Genomic DNA, 20,240 nt, shown 5'->3' on the forward strand with positions numbered 1-20,240 from the left:
ATTAATCCTCCAGTACGACAGACTTTGAAGCGGTTAGACGATATCCAATGACATAGATAACAAATGAAATCACGATGCCGATCAGCGGCTGATTAGATACCTGCGGCAAGCTCGGGAAGAGTGACAACAGGACCGGAATACAGGCAATTACCGAGCCAATGAGCCAGGAGTATACGCCGAGGAGATTGACTCCCTCGGTCTCCTTCCAGCTGTTCTTATCCCCTCGGTTCATCACCCAGTAGGAAGCAATCATCACCCCGGCTACAGGCGGTACCATCGCGGACAAGACCGACATGACAGGCGTAAAATAATCCAGGATGCCGATAACCGCGAGCAGTGTTCCAATCAATCCGGCCAGTCCAACCGCCCACTTTTCTTTTTCTTTCGAAACATTAAAGACATTAGTTAGTGCAAATCCGCCGGAAATGGCATTGACCATATTGGTCTTCCAGGCAGCCAGAATTAGGACAACTCCGCCGATAAACGGAGTAGCGATGCTGAGAAATACCGCCGTGACATCATTGGTCTGATAAGCCAGCGTCAATACAGCTCCTACACCGATCATGAGCAGACCCGCCGGAATGATGCCGAAGATCGCTGCTTTCCATACATCAGAACGCTTCTTCGAGAACTGTGAATAATCCCCTGCAATTACCGCCCCGAGGGCGAAGGAGCCAATCGTTACAGCCAGTCCATCCATAAAGCCCATATTTTGCTCAGGTCTGTAATCGGCAATCAGCTGCATTGTATCCCCATTCAGTGCTTCAATGAGGCCATATACGCACAGCACGACCAGCAGAGGAACAGCAATATAGCTTAGTACACGCAGCACCTTAATTCCATACATCGCGGATACGACCATCACGAGGCCGCTGATCAAGGAGGCGACAGGAACCGGCATATTCACATCAAATTCCGTCAGCAGATTGGCTAGCGCCGCCCCACACACATTAGCCTGAATACCAAACCAGCCGAGACAGGCAATGGTGAGAAGAATGGAGAGAACGGTCCGTGACCCTTTTTTGCCAAATACCTGGCTTGCCACCTGAACCGTTGATTTACCTAAATCCGTGCTCTGAATGCCCTGCAGAATCATAATGGCGACAATAATTGAATATCCCACCAGAGTAACCAGTAAAGTCTTTGACATGCTCATCCCTGTAATCAGGGTGTTGCCGACGAGAAGTCCCGGAATGCTGATCATGGCACCCGCCCACACGATGCCAAGCGTGAACCAGGACTGATTTGCTTTTTCGTTCTTCATCGCTTCCCCCTCCGTTCTTTGTTTCAAATTGATTTTTCTCATTGTAAAAGAAGAAGGGGTGCGCCGTCTTTTTCAGAAATAAAAAGAAAAATCCGAATTTTTGTCTAATTCGACAAAAACCCGGATTCATTGGATTGAAGTTCAGCTGTTGATTAACCGATAAATCATGCACGCAAGATACACATCATAAAATTCAGAGTTCATCGTAATGTCGTAACCGATGTGCTCACTGATCTTCTTGATTCGATACTTCACCGTATTTTTATGCACATAGAGCAGCTTGGCACAGTCATCAAGATTCCCCTTCGCATCCAGCAGATAAGTCGTCAGTGTCCTGATTGATTCGGAATCCTCCAGTACAGGAGCAATGACGGACAGCCACTCCTCGATTACCTCTTCTCCCTGCACGCTGAGGTCAATCGCCCGCTTCATCGAGCGGATCTCCGCAGCCGTATACAGCTTGCGATGATTGTAGATCAGGTGTACCTTCTTGCCGACCTGATTCACGAGCTGATACATCCGGCGCACATCGGTCGTGTTCTTCATTCTCGGTGCGTAGATGATCTTGGAGATCGAAGAGGAATAACGTGCTGCCTCCATATATTCCGCTGCAATTTCGTATTCATTGTATTTATATGAGCAATTTCCAAGGAGAACGACAATACCATGCTCCATCGTCTGGATCACAGCCGTCTTATAATATTGGGCGAGATATTCCTCAAGCTCCTCGCGGATCTTTTTTTCCTCCGATAAATCCTGTACCGATACGAGCCACATCATTTGAATAGCAGACACATCAATATGCAGCTGATGCGCCAGTCTGCGCATCTTCTCGCTCTCATCATTAATGATCGCTTTGACGAGCGCGTATTCGCTGACCTCGTTATGCTTGTCCCCCCACAGATTGATCGCCACCTGCACGACCTCACCAATTTTGTCTGTCGTCTTGGGCGGTAATTTGGCATTTTCCTTGATCACAAAAAGAAACAGTGTCTCTCCGTTCTTCTGATGAACACTTCGATGCTCAATATAGCCGGCAGATTCCACTTCTTCTGCCTTCATTCTGCCATGGGTCAGCTGAGGTGCGTATTCCCGAATCATTCGCGAGACGTCAAGGGTTGAGTTACGGGGCCACATGACCCGGTTGATCATATCCAAACTACTGCTCGTCAGTACCAGGTTGGCCTTCAGCCGGTCAGATAACAGCTTGAGCGTCATTTCCACACTGCGGGAATGCTCTGGCAGCAGCGATACCTTCTCTAGCGACTCATTCACAAAATTATCGTTGATCGTCTGCTGGCTTAGTACAACCGCTTCCATCACTTCATAGATGACTTCGTTATACCGCAATGTATAATCGTTCTCCGGCATACAGATAATCATGAAATTTCGGGATTCCGCGAACTCCAGCAGCTCATCTGATATCTCCGGCATAACAATGCCCACATAATATAGAATCAGGCCGACCTCTCCAAGGTCATGCAGATACTGAATCGTTTCACACTGTTTTTCAATACTGTCTTTAATTGAAAATAAGGAGCTAATTACGAGCTCCTCTGCATACCATTCCTTCTGAACGGAATTTACGATCTGTGAGGAGAAGTCGGCATTCGACACCTCCAGTACAGACAAGGAGGAAACGGTCCGTTCCACATTACTGTGTCCGGTCAGCACCTTCGCCCCTCGGAAGGAGGGCAATTGCAATATTTCTTTAACGGTTACCCCCATTAGCCTCACCACACTTATGCATTTGCTTGATCTGAATTAATTCGATGATAACATGATTACGATAAGAGTGACCACAAGCCCACAGAAATCCAGCACCACCCTCTCTCTCCAATTCATTTTTAACATAAAACATAATAAATATATCTTTGCTTGGTTGGTTATAGATATTACTGAGAGCTATTCAACAGCAAAAAAACCACTCCTTATACGATCATAAGAAGTGGTTATAGGTTCATTTATATTTTATCTAGACACAGATTTAATAGAGAGAATCAAGATTCCTCCCAAAATGGAGAATACAAATGACATGATAAAAATGGATGAGAACCCTACGGATGAGATCAACACCGCAGCAATGACTGGAGCAATCGCTTGAGTTACCGTATTCCCCAGATTATAAAATCCTAAGAAAAATCCAACCCGGTTCTTGTCCGGAATGACTTCTAGATTCAATAGGTTATCCAGCGAGTTCCAGATGCCCATTCCCAGGCCAGCCATAAAGGCATAGATAATGATACCGGTCTCATTTTGTAAGAAGAAAATGCTTAATGCACCGATCCCTAACAAGATAGTAGATAAGCCTACAGGCAATTTCAATATTTTGAACTTATCTGCTACGGGTCCGGCTATAAATCCCATCGCAATCCCGAAGATCAGCATGATCGTGTTAATTAATTGAACAGACTGTTGTGTAGCTATTGTGTCCTTATGCAGGAAATCTGACATGATATATAACAGGTAACCTGTAATCGCGAAGTTTCCAATCCCCTGAAACAGCTTACCGGTTAGAGCCAAGTAATAATCACGACCTACGGACCAGGATGGAAAAATAGTTTTGAGCTCTTTTATAGAAAACTTCACCTTTTTTGTTGATTCTGATGAATCCACTTTCTCCCCCAGATTGGATGGTTCTCGGACGATCCATGCAGCAATCAAAGTACCGACAAAAGTTATGATACCAAATATAATAAAGCCTAAACGAAACTGTCCTAAGAAGAGAGCTCCTATAATGGAAAAACCGTTGTTGCCAAGCGCCATCCCCAATCCGCCATAAGCAGATGAGGCCGTTCCTCTGCCACTTTCAGGAGCCAAATCCAGCCAAGCAATCATCGGTGCAACAATGAAGTTCAGTGCAATCTGTCCCAGCATCCAGCTTAGCAGCAAGAAGGGAATCGTCGTACTCATTGAGGCAAGAATCATGGCCAGCATAAATACAAAGGCACCGGAGACAACCCATGGTGTGCGTTTACCAAAACGAGATCTAGTCCGATCCGAGAGATATCCGGCAACCATATTAGACAGAGCCGCGGTGACCATTCCTAAGGACGAAAATAAAGCGACTAATTCAATTTTGTTACCGGCGTCCAAATGCTGAATCATAGCTGGGAGGAACAAGCTCGAAGCTACAATATAGGGGCCAAGCCAGGAAGCCGGCCCAATAATTAATCCGGGTATTAGTCGTTTCAATGATATGGTATTCATGATCGAGCTTCCTCTCTAATGGCTAGTCATTTTTCACTGAGTAGTAATCAAAATCTGCAAAGGAGTCATGCTGATGGGAATCGACTGTGCCAATAAAATTAAACAAGCCTGTAAATCCGCCGATCTCACCCGGTTCCCCGTTGACACCTTCATCAGACAAATAAGCAGCATCTAACCCATCCGCCAACACTTTCCAATCCATATCATCACTGAGTCGATAATAGAAATCTACTATACCTGAACGGTAAACAGCCTTCAGCTCAACAACACCTTCAGGTACCGAAATATGGTGATGTACAAACTCGATGCGTTTTCCTAATTTCGCTTGCAGTAACTGCAGAACAGTGCAATTGGATGCTTCAGAATAGGTCAAATGGGCATAAATCCAATTGTTGGAGTCATAGTAAAGCCCCATACCCGCTGTTTCGGAGTAATGATCGGGATGAAATTCAAGCTTGGTTTGAAATTTATAATGAAATGATGTTGCTCGAGTGGCCATAATCGCCGGATTTACTTGGGAGAAGAAAGAGTTCTCGCCATGGATCCGTAAATGACCTGCCCGCTCCGTGGTATTGACCCAAGCAGCCCCTTGATCGCGATAAGGCGTCATAAAGTGGATGTCATAGGTGTTGTCGTCAAAATGATCAAATACATCGTGCGTTATTTTAGTCGATAACGGAACACCCTGCATGCCTTGAACTTCCATCTTGGCTACATTCGTTCCATCCTCCATTTCCAGCCAGCCGTCCTCTGTCCACTTCATTTTTTGAATGGACGTTTCACGTCCTAATGGATTTAAAAGTGTTCCTTCGAGTGGACGCGACATGAGATGCGCAATATACCATTCCCCTGTTTGGGTTTGAACCAACGAGCCGTGACCCGCTTTTTGCATGATCGATTGGTGATTATACATTTCAAAATGTCCCGCATCCGGATCACCTAATGAGAACAGATGACGTGGTGAAGACGTAATAATCGGTTCAGCAGATGGATGCGGCTCATAAGGGCCAAATATGCTCTTCGATCGCCCAATCTCTACCCCATGTGCATAGCCGGTTCCACCCGCAGCCTGGATCAGATAATAATATCCGTTGTGCTTATATACTTGCGGGGCTTCTACACAGCCGCGACTGGTAAACCCTTGCGTTACCCGATGCCATTTACCGATTATTCCCCCTTGCTTCAGATCAGCCTCGGCGATGACAATATGTCCGGGTGCTTGATACCCTTGGCGTGTTTCCCATTCGAGTGTAGAGATATAATGTCTTCCATCCTCATCATGAAAAATAGCAGGGTCAAAGCCGATAGAAGTCAAATAAATTGGATCAGACCAAGGTCCATTTATATCTTCAGCCCACACGGCATAGGAGTCTGAGTTGAACTCACGACCTGCCATATTGAGCATGTGGGAAAAGGCCAGCCAATATTTGTTCGTAGAAGAATCATAGGATAAATGCGGCGCCCAGATTCCAGCCGGTGTATTGGTACCGCGCAAATTGATCTCACCGTTCTTTAATACATGGCTAATGAGCTGCCAATGGGCTAAATCCGTCGATTTAAAAATTTGGATACCCGGGTTCCAATGAAATGTGGATGTGGCGATATAATAAACCTCACCTACCCGAATAATAGATGGGTCTGGTGCCATGCCAGGAATAATAGGATTTTGAATGACTGTCATTTTACTACTTCCTCTCTCTCTAATGCTATGTTGGGAACGCTGCTCAATACGATAAGCACATCCCCGATCATGACCTCCTTATTTACCCTTTTTTTCTTGCTGACTCAAACTTCCCAATGACTTCATGATTCCGCTTTCTATTTTGACTATGATAAAATAATCAAAGGACATAAGTGTTTAAGCTGATTTAAGAAAGCGTTTGCTGCTGCATAGCTATATTATAATAATAATTATTCGATCATTACGTTAGTACAACTAGGGTTAAATTTACCCTAATCAAAGGTGGCCTGATGAATGGAATATGACAACAGCTTCATGGGTTATAAGACACAAATTTTTCCACGTATTGACTGGAACATACGTTTATTCGGTGCACACAAACAAACTGTTTATTCCAATTGGTCCATGACCAAGGAATATCACCATGCTTTTGAAATCTTGATCGTCTTAGATGGGGAACAGGAAACCTGGATTGGAAATAAACAATATATGATCAAGAAAGAGGATATCCTTCTGATTCCTCCGGGTTTTGAGCATACCAACAAGTGTGTCACTGCTGATTCTATGACCTATTTTTGCGCTCATTTTGATATTGACGAACCAGCTTTACGGATGAAAATCATGAAAAATAGTGATTGGATCTATCAGCCTGCTAATCCCAATCACGGTAGGTTAAGAGCTTGTCTTCAGAGATGGCTGAATATCCTGGATGATCCAGATATCACAGGCTCCAAAGCCAAATTACGAGCACAAGTGGTACTCTTTGAGCTATTAGAGGTTCTCATCGATATCGAGCCGCTGGATACGGAGATCCGAAGTCATCAGTCGATGACAACCGCAAAATATGCAAAGGAAATTGCAGAAGCCATCAAGTGGAGCTTTAAACAAAAATGTATACAGATGGACGAAGATACCTCCATCCATATACAACCGATTATCGCTTCTCTCGGGATCAGCCCTAATTACGGCTTGGAGGTTTTTCAGAAGATTTATCGTATGTCTCCTCGTGAATATCTATCGAGTCTAAAATTGCAAGAGGCAAAGATGTTACTGCAGCAGCCGGAAATATCCATTAATGAGATCGCAAATCGTTTAGGCTACAAAAACCTCGCTCACTTCAGCAGGCAATTTAAAAGATGGACGGGATCAAACCCTACCGAATATCGTAAAAAAGCCCGTCGTTAATAAAGGAAAATTCAGCATAAATTGTTCAACGCAAAAAAGGCCGCCTATTTGGCGGCTATTTGTTATGGAATGGATTTAACTAAATTAACTTCCAGAGCGCAGATAGGTATAACGTGTACTATCAATTACTCCTCTCAGCTACATATCTTATTGTCTCGCAAACTATTTTTTATAAAAGGTGGCCATGCTGCTAAATCCATAGAGACTGTTACCTGAGAAAGTTACGATCTGTCCCTCCGTGTTTGATAAAAATCGTTCATTCCAATTACTAATCAGGGAGGTAGACATCTCAGCTAGCTCCTTATTTGCAAAATATCCTAGAGAGATGTGAGGTGTGTAGGAAGATCCACATGTTTCTAATCCAAAGCGTTCCTTATGTTTCTCAATGAGGCACTTCCTCTCCTCTTCAATCTTATGTAACGCGGCCCCGGAACGGGAATTTGCAGGTTTCAGGCTTGCTACCAGGACCGAATTCCCCCATTTAATCAGCTTATCGAACTGAAAGTCAATCGGTTCCTCCATATGGATATGTAATGGCCGGTTATCAATACTACAGAAGTCCTTCTCTCCTCCCCGAATGGAATGAGGTAGACTATCGAGCAGATCCTCCGCATTAAACCGATGCGCTCGTGATACCTCCTGTACATTGCCATCATTAATTCCATCCCATAGAGTCACATGATATGAATGAGAAGGTAGAGGACAAAATAGATATGTATTCTTCATTTCTGATAATTGTATAAGTGTTTGATTGAGACTTTTGTATAATCCTAATTGTTCAGCTTCGATATCACAGCTTAATAACTTCAAATCTTCATTCGCATCTAGCGGTAATAAGCGGTCGGATGGATTATCAAACAGAATGGAAAACCCTCTAAAATGGGACCACTCCGGTGTAAATCCAGCGATTTTAGGATTAGTAATGAGAAACATACACAACCTCCATTTTAGTAATCTTTATTTAACGTTACTACTTCATATACAAGTTGCTGTAATACCATAGATTATTTCATAACCGTTTTCAAGAAAAATATTTACCTTAACCTTTTTATTTAATGCTTTAGTTAATCTATTAATATTTACATAAAACAAAAATAAAATATAGATTATCAATTCCATATTTAAAATTAATTGGAAGGGGAACGTTTATGAAAAATGGGAGAGCATTTATGAAATGGTTATTGGTAATGGTATTGGTATTACAAACGTTGGGGATGTTTCAAGCGCCTAGTGCTGATGCTGCTGCTCTAAGTACAACGAGAGCTTCCGTCCATGACCCGTCTGTTGTGAAAGGAAATGGGAAATATTATATCTTTGGTACCCATATGGTTAATGCAGAATCTTCTAACTTGGCATCATGGAGTAATATGACCACTAGTGTCAACAATAATTATGCAAGCGTTTTCTCAGTAGGTGCAGCTTGGGCTGCACAAGGCAGCAGCAATTATAATCTGGCTGGTAACTTATGGGCGCCGACTGTCTTCTATAATTAAAGACATGAAAAAATGGTGTATGTATATGAGTGTAAATGGTGAGAACTGGTATTCTTCCATTGCACTCGCAACGGCAGATAATATAGCAGGACCTTATACTTATCAAGGAACTGTTGTTTACAGCGGGTTCGTGAATTCCACACAAGCAGCCAAGACAGATTATAGCAAGGTGACAGGAACGAACACGGTAGCATCCAGATATTTAACATCTGGGAAATGGAATCCATCTTATGCGCCAAATGCCATAGACCCTAGTGTGCTTTATGATGCAAACGGAGATTTGTGGATGTCCTATGGTTCCTGGTTTGGCGGGCTCTTTATGATGAAATTAGATAAGAACACGGGTTTGAGGGATTATTCCTACACCTATTCAACCACTACAAACTCTTCCGATCAGTACTTTGGTAAGAGAATATCAGGTGGATATGGTGGTACCGGTGAAGGGTCTTACGTTGTTTATGATCAGGCTGCAGGCTATTACTATCTCTATGTATCTTACAATGGTCTTAATGCAACAGATAATTTTGCCGGGTATCATATGCGTCTATTCCGATCCACAAGTATAACAGGTCCTTACACCGATGCAATGGGCAATTCGGCCATCGTGACGAGTGCAGGACAAGATCAATCGAACAAAGGTGGTGCGAATACAGATGGAGCAAATATTCTTCAATGGACTCATTGGGGCGGTGATATGCAAAAATTTGAAATTGTAAATGTAAACGGTGCCTATGCCATCAAGACCAAAGTCAGTGGTGGTACAAAAGCTTTAGATGTATATAACATAAGCTCAGCTGATGGTGCAGATGTTGTTCAATGGACTTACTGGGGTGGCGACGGACAATCATGGTATTTGGAGCCTGCTAATTAGAAGGTAATATCGAAGAGACCTAACTTCTCTACAATTTATAGAGGAATTGGGCTTTGTTTTCATTGCTAAGGTATAGTGGGAACATGATGCTAGTCAATTGATACTAACCTATAATAAGTTTCTCTTTCGGATAGCGATATTTTTCTTGCTTATTGTTTCTTCCCCTGATGATCAGAAAGATCGAAGGAAAACCAATTCTTCCAATAAACATTAGAAACATAAGAATGGTCTTGGCAAAATGACTGAGTTCTGGCGTAATCCCCAAAGAAAAGCCTACTGTACCTAAGGCAGAGCAAACTTCGAAACAAATAGCCGTAAGCTGCTGCTGCGTATCGGAAATAATGATCATAATAATCGAGGCTACACATATGAAAACTGCTAATAGCGTAATGGCTAGCGATTTTATAATATCTTCCTGATATATTTCCCGATTAAAGATTTTAACATAACGCCTTCCTTTCATAAAAGTATAAATAAATAACAAATTTAAAGCTAATGTCGTCGTCCTAATCCCACCCCCCATTGAATTGGGAGATCCCCCTATAAACATAAAGATACCTATCACTATAAGGGTAGGTACTGAAAATTGTGTAATATCCATTGTAGAGAATCCAGTGCTTCTTGTTGATACCGTCTGAAATAAAGCATAAAAAAAAGATTTATGCCATGACATATCCTTAAAATAATGCTGAAATTCTAGTAGTAAGATAAGGCCTGTCCCAATAATTATAAGAATACCGTATGTAAGCGTCGTTAACTTTGTGAATAATGAAAACCGGAAAGAATACTCAAATTTCAACTTTTTCCTCGATAAATATTCCTTCACCTCAATTAATACAGGGAATCCAATAGATCCAATAATAATTTGTATAATGGTCAGAAGTTGTACAAAATAATCATTTGCGAAGGGAATATAAGATTCACCGGTTATATCTATTCCGGCGTTTGTCGTCGCAGTAACGGATGCAAATAAGCCTTGGAGAAATGCTTCCCCCCATGTAGGGAAATAATTGATAAAATAAACTCCATAAATGAGTGCCCCGAGGAGTTCAATAAATAGGATCATCTTCAAGATTTCTTTAACTAATCGAACGAGTCCCGAATGTGCGATTTGATTATTATCTACCATGATAAGCTGCCGTTGCCGAAATCCAATTTTCTGTCCCAAAAATAACCAAAGAGCTGTGTTCATCACCATAATGCCAAGGCCTGAGAAATGCAATACGATCATCATAATGAAATATCCGAATACACTATAAGTCTCCGATATATTAAACAGAGTCATACCTGTGTCTGTTGCTACACTGACAGCCATGAATACTGTATCAAAAAAAGACACTTCTACCCCGGGTCGATAGGCTGCAGGCAGGCTAAACAATAGACAAGATATAAGGATGGCTAACAAATAATACCCTACAATAATTTGGGCAGGCGAAAGTTTATCCAGCCCTAATCGCACTTTGATCATACTGCACCCCTTCGCTTTCGAACCCTTTTACAACTTATATTGATGTTAATAAGCAGCTAGCAATTCAGCTATGTTTATTATGTAAAAAGCTTTGTAATTTATTCATTTACGAAAAATGGAGAGGTACAAGATAAGGAGGGGGCGGCTAGCCCCCGTCCTCTCACACCACCATACATGCGGGTCCGCATACGGCGGTTCCGCTTATGAAGTTATACATTTGACACTAGATACAAGAATAAAGTGGTGTGAAATCTCGATAATCTTCAAGTATCCTCATTCGACTACTTAAATTTTTAATAATAAAATATACCATTTAAACTAGCAGTTACTGTCGAATTATGTCTAAAGGGTATCTATTTTCCTATAAGCACGGATTCGGATTGGGAAATTTTTATGAGCATCAAAATGGAAAGTACGCTTGACGAAATTAACTTATAGCGGTTTAAAATACGGAGAAAGTGGAACTAAAATTGCTGGTGGATATACAAAATGATTGGGTTGAAATCACACATACCAAGGAAGTATCTCAAATTATGGATAAATCAAGAGGTGAATATATCATCGTAAATGTAACACCTTGAAGTTTGAGGTTGTCGCCTAATTCAAATATTTGAAAATTTAAATCATTAGAAAATTGCCATAACCGTGGAGTAACAGACAAACCTTGAGGGGGCGTCTGTTACTCGTAGCATGCTGACGCTGCAATAAGACATTCTTCATCCCCTTACTCCATTCCTCCTTCGGCCATTCCTCGTTCGTCAAATCCGCCACAAAAAAAAGAGGCTCCAGACAAGTTCAGTGAACTTATGAGGAGCCTCCGTTAAACAAATGTTAAATTTTGATGTTGCTATGTTGCTCAAACACTTGAGCAACAACTGTTTTGGGTGGCTATATTACATCATGCCGCCCATAAGGTGAAAAGCTGTAACATCTTGAAGGCGAATTTACGTTTTTTACTTGATGGCGTGATAACGCACGACCCTTTTGCTGAAGCTATTGATCAATTAAGGACGGGGTGTCTCTACCCCATTCAGAATCAGCTTAGGATGAATATCCGCGCTCAATGAAGCCGATACAGCGCAGTATTTTTCTTCAGCCATCTGGATGGCTTTCCAGATACGATAATCCGGGATATCTCCGTCGACTTTGAAGATGAGGTCAATGGACGTAAAACCTTTGGGCATCCCTTCACTGCGTGTACCCTGAGCTTCAATCTCAATTCCGGTGATTTTGTCCAGGAAGGCATCCAGAATCATCGTAATATCAATCCCCATGCATCCTCCAAGACCAGCAAGCAACAGTTCCATCGGTGTAGCACCCTTACTGTCACCGCCATAAGCAGCTGTGGCATCCATGCCTACGGCATAACCAGAGGGTCCTTCGGAAGTAAACGCGCGTTTGCCTTTCCATACGGTTGTTACATTCATGTTGTTATCCTTCTTTCTTAGAATGGTTACAATCTGCACATATCCGTGAAGACTTAGAATTCAGTAATTTGCTGCAAAAATCTTCGTGTTCGTTCCTGTTCCGGATGTTCAAAAAACGCCTGTGGACTGCCCTCTTCCACGATCGAACCGTCTGCCATAAATACGATCTTATTGGCCACATTCCGGGCAAACCTCAGTTCATGCGTGACCACCAGCATCGTCATGCCTTCCTGTGCCAACTCCTTCATGACCGAAAGAACCTCGCCTACAAGTTCGGGGTCCAGAGCTGAAGTCGGCTCATCGAACAGCATCACTTCCGGTTCCATGGCAAGTGCACGAGCAATCGCAACACGCTGCTGTTGTCCACCTGACAAGCGGGATGGATAGGCATCCTGCTTGTCCGATAGTCCTACACGATCCAGCAGAATGCGGCCGCGTTCGGCCGCTTCGTCGCGCTTGATTTTCTTCACTGTCACGAGGCCTTCCATCACATTTCCCAGTACCGTTTTGTGCGGATAAAGGTTGAATTGCTGAAACACCATGCCAGTCTGACGGCGGATTTCAAGCACCCGTGAGCGCTGAACTCGCAGCGGATCATTGCTGTCTACGATAATGCCGTTCACTTCGATCTTTCCGCCAGACAGTTTTTCAAGTCCATTCAAACAGCGAAGCAGCGTACTTTTGCCCGAACCACTCGGTCCTAACAGCACTACGATATCTTTTTCATTCACGTGCAGATCAATATTCGTAAGTACTTCATGTTTTCCAAAATGTTTCTTCAGTCCAGTTGTTGTTATCATCGGTTCTCTCCCTCCATCAGTAAGCCCGGGCCAACCGGCGCTCCACTTGTTCCAGAATGGCCGAGAAGCCGATACTCATAATCCAGTACATCACACCAATTGCAAGATAAAACGGCATATTCAAAGCATATTGCGATACCAGAAGCTGTGCTGAGCGCAGAAGCTCCGTTACACCGATCGTTGCCACCAGTGATGTTTCCTTCAGCATACCAATAAAGGTATTCCCCATCGGTGGAATGGCAATCCGGACAGCCTGAGGAAACACGATCCGCTTCATGGTTTGAAAAGGGGTCATCCCTGTAGCATAAGCCGCCTCTGTCTGCCCTTTCGGTACTGCCTGAATGGCACCCCGGAATGTCTCAGACAGGAATGCGCCTGCATTCAAACTCAGTCCTAGACAGGCGGCTGTGAGCGATCCCAGGGTTACACCATAATCGACCAATCCGTAATAGATAACAAATAATTGCACCAACAGCGGGGTTCCCCGCATGATGGATACGTAGAATCGTGCGATCATCCGAAGCCATAGTGGGCCTTTCAGCCGGACAACAGCTACAATTACACCGATCAAAAATGCAAAAAACATTGAAATTATGGTCACATAAAGCGTGTAATATGCCCCCTTCAAAAAGAAGGGGATATTCTCAAATACCAGTTCCATGGATCAAACTTCCCTTCGCCTTGCCGGTCATTATTGCGCAGGCTCTTCACCAAACCATTTTTTGAAAATGGTATTGTACGTGCCATCTTCTTTCATGCCTTGAAGGGCTTCGTTCAGCGCTGCAACAAGTTCCGGATTATTTTTCCGAACAGCAATACCGGCTTGGTCACTCTTAATCGGTTCACCTACAGCCTTAATCTTGAATCCGTTGGAATCAATAATGGGTTTAAGCGCGTAGAGGTTGTTGATTGTTGCATCAATGCGTCCTGCATCCAGATCCTTAAGCGATGTGATGACATCGTCATACGTCTTAATGGTGAAGTCTCCCACTTTCGGCAGCACTTCGTTACGCAGATAAGTTTCATCATTTGTGCCCAGACCTACGCCAATCGTTTTCCCTTTGAAATCTTCGAGTTTAGTAATATCGTTATTATCGTTTTTCACAATGATTTTGACTTGGTTTGTAATATACCCTTCACTGAAATCGAGCGCCTGTTTCCGTTCATCGGTGATCGTCATCTGGCTGATAATGGCATCAATCTTTTTCGATTGCAGGCTTGGTGTCAGGCCAGAGAATTCCTGGGAGACAAACTCAACTTCAACCCCAAGGCGCTTGGCAACCTCACGTGCGATATCTGCATCAAAACCATCCATCTCCTTGTTGTCATTCAGGAAGTTGTATGGACGGTATGTACCCATCATACCCACTTTCATGGTGCCCGCTGACTTGATCTGTTCCAGTTCATTACTTGCTTGTGCTCCATTACTGCTGCCATTGTCGGTTGTTTTGCTGCCGCATGCACTTACAACCAGTACAACCATAAGCAGAATTGCCGTCAGCATCCAACTTTTGCGCATCTTTTTGCCGTTACTTGGTGTTCCATTATTCATCATGTTAACTTCCTCTCATTCATGTGTAATAGTTGTATCCATTATTCCCTGCTTATGTCCAATCATGTAAAAAAGCCCTAAATACAGCACATCATTACGTCCCCAGCAAACCGTAAAATTCAAAGCTGGATGCTTCCGCAGCGAGCGATTCAGCTGTCTTGGCCGATATGCCTTCATGCAGCTCCACAGAGCCAAACAGCCAGCGGGAGATCATGCCTTCGATCATGCTCACCAGTAGAGCAGCCCGTACAGGCACATCCATTGAAGGTGGCAGCATGCCCAGTTCTATGGCACGTTCCATGTTATGCCGGAAAGCCGACTCCACAGCACCGCGTGTGTCCTCAACCAGACGACGTACCGATTCTTCGGTCACGACACCTTTCAGCAGCAGCTCCATAAAGTAACGGTTATCTGCGGCAAAAGAGAACAAGCGGATGAACAATCGCTCTGACGCCTTGACCATATCCTCAACCGATCCTGCATCCTTTCGATAACCCTGACCGATCGCTTCAAGCAGTTTCTCTCTGCCTGTTAACACAATCTCTTCAGCGATGGCTTCCTTACTCTTAAAATGCCAATAAAACGTCCCTTGAGCTACACCAGCTTCACGAACAATATCCGATATCTTGGTCTGGTGATACCCATGAGTCGCAAATCGCTGCATCGCAATACGTATAATCTGATCCCGGCGTTCTTCTCCAGGTTCCTTATCATTTACTTTGGACATTTCAATACCCTCCCGATTGATCAGTCAGTCAGTTAACTATATCCTATGGGATAACTAGGTTATTGTCAATATGGTTTTAAACAGTTGCGATCGGGCAGACAATCAACAACGAACTGAAGGAGATTGTGAACAAACGCTATTCCAGCGTAATGGAACTGACTTCTGCTTATTTGGCATATAAGGATTTGCAGGAATACAAGCATTGTACATGTGGTGGCAAGGGAAAAAAGAAAAATGCACGTGCGGTGCTAAGTATGCCTTTACAGTAGACTTAGGCCCAGAGCCAGTATCAGGGGAAAGAAGACAAAAACAAAGAAGTGGCTTTCAAACACAAGAGGAAGCTCATGACGTAACCAATGAACTTTTGTATGAGGTAAGACATGGAGCGTATATCGAGGAAAGCAAGATGTTATTTAAGGACTTCATGTAAAGCTGAAGAATAACACTACAGAAATGTACATACAGGCTTTATATGCTTTAAAGAAAAGTTACACTGGTAACACAGTGGATGGGGTACATCGCACGGGACGTATGATTTTCAAAAAGGCGATTGAAAAAGATCTAATTAGAAAAGACCCTTGAAGAATTAAAGGAGCCTGAAGTTCCAAAGTACATGGAAAAAGAAGAGCTCGCATTATTCCTCGATACATCCGACAAAAAAGGATTGGAGATGGATTATTTAATCTTCCTAGTCCTGGCCTACACAGGAATGCGCGTCGATGAAATAGTGTCACTTCAGTGGTCAGATATTGATTTCAGGAAAAGCAGCATTAGAATTGTCAAAACGTACTACAATCCAAGGAATAATACCATGCAGTTCGAATTAGGCACACCGAAAACAATGGGTTCTGTTCCTACCATTGTTGTAGAGGATATCGTCATACACATACCTCCTTGCTTGCAGAAGCAGGAGTCGTATTGGAAGACATTATGGAAAGATTGGGTCACACGGAAGACGATACTACAAGGAACACTTATCGCCACGTTACTGAAAAAAGAGACCTCTCAAAAGTTTGCTCAACTAATGAAAGGTCTCTAATTTTTTACTACCTTAAGTGGAAAATGGCCTTCCCCACATTCACAAACCCTTATAAATCAAGGCTTCAAGGCCCTTATTACATCATGCCGCCCATTCCACCCATGCCGCCCATGTCTGGAGCTGCAGGAGCTGCTGGTTCTGGCTTATCAGCGATAACCGCTTCAGTCGTCAAGAACATCGCTGCTACGGAAGCTGCGTTTTGCAGTGCGTAACGAGTTACTTTGGCAGGGTCAACGATACCAGCGTCGATCATGTTTACCCACTCGCCGTTCGCTGCGTTGTAGCCTACGCCAACTTCTTCGCGTTTCAGACGATCCACGATAACGGAACCTTCTTCACCTGCGTTAGCAGCGATTGTGCGAATTGGAGCTTCCAGTGCGCGAAGTACGATGTTCACACCTGTTTGCTCGTCACCTTGCAGTTGATCAGCTACTGCAGATACAGCACCGTATACGTTAACCAGGGCAGTACCACCACCGGATACGATACCTTCTTCAACTGCAGCACGAGTTGCGTTCAGCGCATCTTCGATACGCAGTTTACGCTCTTTGAGTTCAGTTTCCGTTGCCGCACCCACTTTGATGACAGCTACGCCGCCAGCCAGTTTAGCCAGACGCTCTTGCAATTTCTCTTTATCGAATTCGGAAGTGGTTTCTTCCAATTGGGAACGAATTTGTTTAACACGTGCATCGATGTCTTCTTTGCTTCCTGCACCGTCAACGATGATTGTGTTTTCTTTAGTTACACGTACTTGACGAGCTGTACCCAGTTGATCGATAGAAGCTGTTTTCAGGTCAAGACCCAGTTCTTCTGTGATCACTTGGCCGCCAGTCAGAGCAGCGATATCTTGCAGCATGGCTTTACGACGGTCACCAAATCCAGGAGCTTTAACTGCTACTGCATTGAATGTACCGCGCAGTTTGTTTACGATCAGCATCGCTTGCGCTTCGCCTTCGATGTCTTCTGCGATCAAGAGAAGTGGCTTGGATTGTTGAACGATCTTCTCAAGTACAGGCAAGATCTCTTGCGTGTTTGTGATCTTCTTGTCAGTGATCAAAATGTAAGGATTGTCGAGGACAGCTTCCATTTTGTCAGTGTCTGTAATCATGTACGGAGAAATGTATCCGCGGTCGAACTGCATACCTTCAACCACTTCAAGCTCTGTTTCGAATCCACGGGATTCTTCAACAGTGATAACACCGTCGTTACCCACTTTTTCCATAGCTTCAGCGATCAGTTCGCCTACTTCTTCGTCAGCTGCGGAGATTGCCGCAACTTGAGCGATGGATTGCTTGTTCTCCACCGGCTTGGAGATGCTGCGCAGTTCTTCTACTGCTGCACGAACCGCTTTGTCGATCCCTTTACGGATACCGATTGGGCTAGCGCCCGCAGTTACGTTCTTCAGACCTTCTGTAATCAGAGCTTGAGCAAGTACAGTTGCCGTCGTTGTACCGTCACCAGCTACATCGTTGGTTTTGGTTGCAACTTCTTTAACCAGCTGAGCACCCATGTTCTCAAATGCATCTTCCAGCTCGATTTCTTTTGCAATCGTTACACCGTCATTTGTGATGAGCGGGCTGCCGAATTTTTTCTCAAGAACGACGTTGCGTCCTTTTGGTCCGAGCGTTACTTTTACTGCATTAGCCAAAGCGTCCACACCACGAAGCATGGAACGGCGAGCGTCTTCACTGAATTTAATATCTTTTGCCATTGGTGAAAAACCTCCCTAATAATGTATATACCATATTCTAAGTACAGCCGCGTAAGAGCGGTCATATTAAGTGTAAGTTCAAATACCGAATACTACGAGTAAGCTGCTGAATTCAAACTTATTCACGATCCCTTGTATTAACCAAGAATGGCGTGAATGTCGCTTTCTTTCATAATCAAATATTCTTTACCTTCATATTTGATCTCTGTGCCAGCATATTTGGAGAAGATTACGCGGTCGCCTTCTTTTACTTCAAGAGGAACACGAACTCCATCTTTCAAGCTTCCAGCGCCAACAGCAATAATTTTGCCCTCTTGCGGTTTTTCCTTAGCAGAATCCGGAAGTACGATTCCTAGAGCTGTTGTTTGTTCTTGTTCGATCGGTTCTACCAATACGCGTTCACCTAAAGGTCTGATCATGAAAAATAGCCTCCTTAATTGATATTGTTACATATGTTACGGTTGCTGCACTTACTATTAGCACTCGACAGTCGTCAGTGCTAACAACCAATTTCATGATACTGAAATTAGAGACTGATTTCAAGTCCTTTTAAACAAATTCAGATGAAGTTTTGTCCATCCGCTGGCAAGCCCTCTACCATTCTATCCATCGCTGTCTAAAATATGCCCGGAGAATTAAGCTTTCTCACCCGAATCCAGCTTCACATATCTCGCTTCATACTCTTCCTTCTCTTCGAGCTGCTTGCGGTAGACGACTGCAGATAAGAACACACTGAATTCATAAAGAAGAATAAGAGGAATAATCACAATAACATCCGAGATAAAATCAGGCGGAGTAACGAATACAGCGATGACGACCAGCACGAAGTATGAAATTTTGCGCATTTTCTTGAGCCGAAGTGGATTAATAATTCTCAGTTTTGTCAGGAACATGACGATGACGGGCAGCTCGAACAGCAGCGATATAGGAAGGATCAGATTGAACATAAATGTGAAGAACTGTGCCATACCGTACGTTTCTACCAGGCCCAAGCTGACATTGATCTTATTAGTAAAGCCTACGGCCATGGGAAAGACAACGAAATAGGAGAACGCGATCCCCACAAGAAACAGTAAGAAGACGTAAGGAATGTAGCGGAGCGTGGCTTTCTGTTCATGAGGCTTAAGACCGGGACTAACAAATTTCCACACCTGATAGGCTGTGAAGGGAAGCGTAACGATTAATGAAAAAAGCAGCGCAATCTTCATATACATACTAAGTCCATCCCATAAGGTCAAAGCATGAAGCTCAATATCATAACTTGCGATCGGCCCCTCTTGCGTTAAATACGTGTAGATCGGATCACTGACAAAAAAACCACCCACCAGTCCTAGGACAAAAACGGCCAGCACCGCAACAAGACGTCTTCTAAGCTCCCCCAGGTGATCTACCAGCGACATTCCCTCTTTGAGTTCCGACATCTTGAATACACTCCCTCTCTGCTCTCACATGATAGAAAAAACAAAACCCTTCTAAAAGAGAAGGGGTGCTGCTTCATTCTGTGTACATAAAAAGTGTCATGGGCACGTTATTCCGGCAGACGCTTGTCCTCCACCGTAGTTGCCTTCGTCTCCTCTATCTTCGATGCTGCTGTGCCAGATTCCTTCCTGGAAGAAGAACTGTCATCCGACATAATCTCCTGTGCGCCATTCTTGAATTCCCGGAAGGTTCTGCCCACTGCCCGTCCAAGCTCAGGCAGCTTATTAGGTCCAAACAGCAGCAAAGCAACAACGACGATGAGAATAAAGCCTGTAGGTCCGATATTCGGCATTCCTGCTCCTCCTTCTTGTGTATGGATATGTATCCAATAAA

At 43.7% G+C, this 20,240-nt stretch carries 20 protein-coding genes and 1 pseudogene; 6 read left to right on the forward strand and 15 right to left on the reverse strand.

Translation table 11 applies throughout. From position 1 onward, the window contains the following. Position 1 precedes the first annotated feature (1 nt). The 4 genes from BK126_RS07635 to BK126_RS07650 form a co-directional block, all read right to left on the reverse strand. Complete coding sequence (locus BK126_RS07635; RefSeq protein ID WP_076311990.1) at positions 2–1,264, reverse strand: cytosine permease; 1,263 nt, start codon at positions 1,262–1,264, stop codon at positions 2–4. Positions 1,265–1,405: 141 nt separating this feature from the next. Beyond that, complete coding sequence (locus BK126_RS07640) at positions 1,406–2,992, reverse strand: PucR family transcriptional regulator (protein ID WP_076311991.1); 1,587 nt, start codon at positions 2,990–2,992, stop codon at positions 1,406–1,408. A gap of 243 nt (positions 2,993–3,235) precedes the next feature. Beyond that, a complete protein-coding gene (locus BK126_RS07645; protein ID WP_076311992.1) occupies positions 3,236–4,474 on the reverse strand; it encodes an MFS transporter in 1,239 nt (412 codons plus the stop codon). 22 nt (positions 4,475–4,496) lie between these two features. After that, the gene (locus BK126_RS07650) at positions 4,497–6,155 is read right to left on the reverse strand and encodes a glycoside hydrolase family 43 protein (protein WP_076311993.1); all 1,659 of its coding nucleotides are present in this window, start codon (positions 6,153–6,155) and stop codon (positions 4,497–4,499) included. Between the two features lie 294 nt (positions 6,156–6,449). Between BK126_RS07650 and BK126_RS07655 the strand changes: the two genes are divergently transcribed. Further along, a complete protein-coding gene (locus tag BK126_RS07655) occupies positions 6,450–7,340 on the forward strand; it encodes an AraC family transcriptional regulator (RefSeq protein ID WP_083655760.1) in 891 nt (296 codons plus the stop codon). Between the two features lie 162 nt (positions 7,341–7,502). On the opposite strand, the gene BK126_RS07660 is transcribed toward BK126_RS07655, so the two are convergent. Then, positions 7,503–8,273: a hypothetical protein gene (locus tag BK126_RS07660; protein WP_076311994.1), complete on the reverse strand. Its 771-nt coding sequence runs from the start codon at positions 8,271–8,273 to the stop codon at positions 7,503–7,505. A 236-nt stretch (positions 8,274–8,509) separates the two neighbouring features. Between BK126_RS07660 and BK126_RS29630 the strand changes: the two genes are divergently transcribed. Both BK126_RS29630 and BK126_RS07670 read left to right on the forward strand, forming a co-directional pair. Next, positions 8,510–8,833 (forward strand): glycoside hydrolase family protein, encoded by a 324-nt coding sequence (locus tag BK126_RS29630; RefSeq protein ID WP_218639242.1) that lies wholly within the window; start codon positions 8,510–8,512, stop codon positions 8,831–8,833. A gap of 25 nt (positions 8,834–8,858) precedes the next feature. Beyond that, positions 8,859–9,704 carry a family 43 glycosylhydrolase gene (locus tag BK126_RS07670; protein WP_076311996.1) on the forward strand — a complete coding sequence of 282 codons (846 nt, stop codon included), beginning with the start codon at positions 8,859–8,861 and terminating at the stop codon, positions 9,702–9,704. A 103-nt stretch (positions 9,705–9,807) separates the two neighbouring features. On the opposite strand, the gene BK126_RS07675 is transcribed toward BK126_RS07670, so the two are convergent. Then, a complete protein-coding gene (locus BK126_RS07675) occupies positions 9,808–11,172 on the reverse strand; it encodes a TrkH family potassium uptake protein (protein WP_076311997.1) in 1,365 nt (454 codons plus the stop codon). 418 nt (positions 11,173–11,590) lie between these two features. Between BK126_RS07675 and BK126_RS30115 the strand changes: the two are divergent. Further along, positions 11,591–11,773 (forward strand): annotated as a pseudogene (locus BK126_RS30115) (hypothetical protein). Between the two features lie 403 nt (positions 11,774–12,176). Here the strand turns inward: BK126_RS30115 and BK126_RS07685 are convergent. From BK126_RS07685 to BK126_RS07705, 5 genes are all read right to left on the reverse strand, one after another. After that, positions 12,177–12,599, reverse strand: coding sequence for an OsmC family protein (locus BK126_RS07685; RefSeq protein WP_076311998.1), 423 nt, complete (start codon positions 12,597–12,599; stop codon positions 12,177–12,179). Between the two features lie 53 nt (positions 12,600–12,652). Next, positions 12,653–13,399, reverse strand: a complete 747-nt coding sequence (locus BK126_RS07690; protein ID WP_076311999.1) for an amino acid ABC transporter ATP-binding protein — start codon at positions 13,397–13,399, stop codon at positions 12,653–12,655. Positions 13,400–13,415: 16 nt separating this feature from the next. Then, positions 13,416–14,060, reverse strand: coding sequence for an amino acid ABC transporter permease (locus BK126_RS07695; protein ID WP_076312000.1), 645 nt, complete (start codon positions 14,058–14,060; stop codon positions 13,416–13,418). A gap of 30 nt (positions 14,061–14,090) precedes the next feature. Then, positions 14,091–14,918, reverse strand: a complete 828-nt coding sequence (locus tag BK126_RS07700) for a substrate-binding periplasmic protein (protein WP_076312595.1) — start codon at positions 14,916–14,918, stop codon at positions 14,091–14,093. A 127-nt stretch (positions 14,919–15,045) separates the two neighbouring features. Next, complete coding sequence (locus tag BK126_RS07705; protein ID WP_076312001.1) at positions 15,046–15,678, reverse strand: TetR/AcrR family transcriptional regulator; 633 nt, start codon at positions 15,676–15,678, stop codon at positions 15,046–15,048. Positions 15,679–15,886: 208 nt separating this feature from the next. On the opposite strand from BK126_RS07705, the gene BK126_RS29785 reads away from it, so the two are divergent. Continuing rightward, complete coding sequence (locus tag BK126_RS29785; protein WP_076312002.1) at positions 15,887–16,108, forward strand: Arm DNA-binding domain-containing protein; 222 nt, start codon at positions 15,887–15,889, stop codon at positions 16,106–16,108. A 183-nt stretch (positions 16,109–16,291) separates the two neighbouring features. Next, a complete protein-coding gene (locus tag BK126_RS29790; RefSeq protein WP_076312003.1) occupies positions 16,292–16,717 on the forward strand; it encodes a tyrosine-type recombinase/integrase in 426 nt (141 codons plus the stop codon). Positions 16,718–16,793: 76 nt separating this feature from the next. Here the strand turns inward: BK126_RS29790 and groL are convergent, their stop codons facing one another. The 4 genes from groL to BK126_RS07735 form a co-directional block, all read right to left on the reverse strand. Beyond that, entirely contained in the window at positions 16,794–18,428 is a 1,635-nt protein-coding gene (gene groL, locus BK126_RS07720) for a chaperonin GroEL (RefSeq protein WP_076312004.1), read from the reverse strand. A 137-nt stretch (positions 18,429–18,565) separates the two neighbouring features. After that, positions 18,566–18,847 (reverse strand): co-chaperone GroES, encoded by a 282-nt coding sequence (gene groES / locus BK126_RS07725; protein ID WP_047912166.1) that lies wholly within the window; start codon positions 18,845–18,847, stop codon positions 18,566–18,568. 216 nt (positions 18,848–19,063) lie between these two features. Next, positions 19,064–19,849, reverse strand: coding sequence for a twin-arginine translocase subunit TatC (gene tatC / locus BK126_RS07730; RefSeq protein ID WP_076312005.1), 786 nt, complete (start codon positions 19,847–19,849; stop codon positions 19,064–19,066). Positions 19,850–19,956: 107 nt separating this feature from the next. Further along, positions 19,957–20,199, reverse strand: a complete 243-nt coding sequence (locus tag BK126_RS07735; protein WP_076312006.1) for a twin-arginine translocase TatA/TatE family subunit — start codon at positions 20,197–20,199, stop codon at positions 19,957–19,959. Positions 20,200–20,240: the final 41 nt, after the last annotated feature.

This window comes from Paenibacillus sp. FSL H7-0326 (genome assembly GCF_001955535.1).
Classification (GTDB): domain Bacteria; phylum Bacillota; class Bacilli; order Paenibacillales; family Paenibacillaceae; genus Paenibacillus; species Paenibacillus shunpengii.

Bases quoted from the DNA above. Each gene is read 5' to 3' on its own strand.
- BK126_RS07635 (WP_076311990.1), bottom strand. From the start codon at position 1,264: ATGAAGAACGAAAAAGCAAATCAGTCCTGGTTCACGCTTGGCATCGTG.
- BK126_RS07640 (WP_076311991.1), bottom strand. From the start codon at position 2,992: ATGGGGGTAACCGTTAAAGAAATATTGCAATTGCCCTCCTTCCGAGGG.
- BK126_RS07645 (WP_076311992.1), bottom strand. From the start codon at position 4,474: ATGAATACCATATCATTGAAACGACTAATACCCGGATTAATTATTGGG.
- BK126_RS07650 (WP_076311993.1), bottom strand. From the start codon at position 6,155: ATGACAGTCATTCAAAATCCTATTATTCCTGGCATGGCACCAGACCCA.
- BK126_RS07655 (WP_083655760.1), top strand. From the start codon at position 6,450: ATGGAATATGACAACAGCTTCATGGGTTATAAGACACAAATTTTTCCA.
- BK126_RS07660 (WP_076311994.1), bottom strand. From the start codon at position 8,273: ATGTTTCTCATTACTAATCCTAAAATCGCTGGATTTACACCGGAGTGG.
- BK126_RS29630 (WP_218639242.1), top strand. From the start codon at position 8,510: ATGAAATGGTTATTGGTAATGGTATTGGTATTACAAACGTTGGGGATG.
- BK126_RS07670 (WP_076311996.1), top strand. From the start codon at position 8,859: ATGAGTGTAAATGGTGAGAACTGGTATTCTTCCATTGCACTCGCAACG.
- BK126_RS07675 (WP_076311997.1), bottom strand. From the start codon at position 11,172: ATGATCAAAGTGCGATTAGGGCTGGATAAACTTTCGCCTGCCCAAATT.
- BK126_RS07685 (WP_076311998.1), bottom strand. From the start codon at position 12,599: ATGAATGTAACAACCGTATGGAAAGGCAAACGCGCGTTTACTTCCGAA.
- BK126_RS07690 (WP_076311999.1), bottom strand. From the start codon at position 13,399: ATGATAACAACAACTGGACTGAAGAAACATTTTGGAAAACATGAAGTA.
- BK126_RS07695 (WP_076312000.1), bottom strand. From the start codon at position 14,060: ATGGAACTGGTATTTGAGAATATCCCCTTCTTTTTGAAGGGGGCATAT.
- BK126_RS07700 (WP_076312595.1), bottom strand. From the start codon at position 14,918: ATGCGCAAAAGTTGGATGCTGACGGCAATTCTGCTTATGGTTGTACTG.
- BK126_RS07705 (WP_076312001.1), bottom strand. From the start codon at position 15,678: ATGTCCAAAGTAAATGATAAGGAACCTGGAGAAGAACGCCGGGATCAG.
- BK126_RS29785 (WP_076312002.1), top strand. From the start codon at position 15,887: ATGTGGTGGCAAGGGAAAAAAGAAAAATGCACGTGCGGTGCTAAGTAT.
- BK126_RS29790 (WP_076312003.1), top strand. From the start codon at position 16,292: ATGGAAAAAGAAGAGCTCGCATTATTCCTCGATACATCCGACAAAAAA.
- groL (WP_076312004.1), bottom strand. From the start codon at position 18,428: ATGGCAAAAGATATTAAATTCAGTGAAGACGCTCGCCGTTCCATGCTT.
- groES (WP_047912166.1), bottom strand. From the start codon at position 18,847: ATGATCAGACCTTTAGGTGAACGCGTATTGGTAGAACCGATCGAACAA.
- tatC (WP_076312005.1), bottom strand. From the start codon at position 19,849: ATGTCGGAACTCAAAGAGGGAATGTCGCTGGTAGATCACCTGGGGGAG.
- BK126_RS07735 (WP_076312006.1), bottom strand. From the start codon at position 20,199: ATGCCGAATATCGGACCTACAGGCTTTATTCTCATCGTCGTTGTTGCT.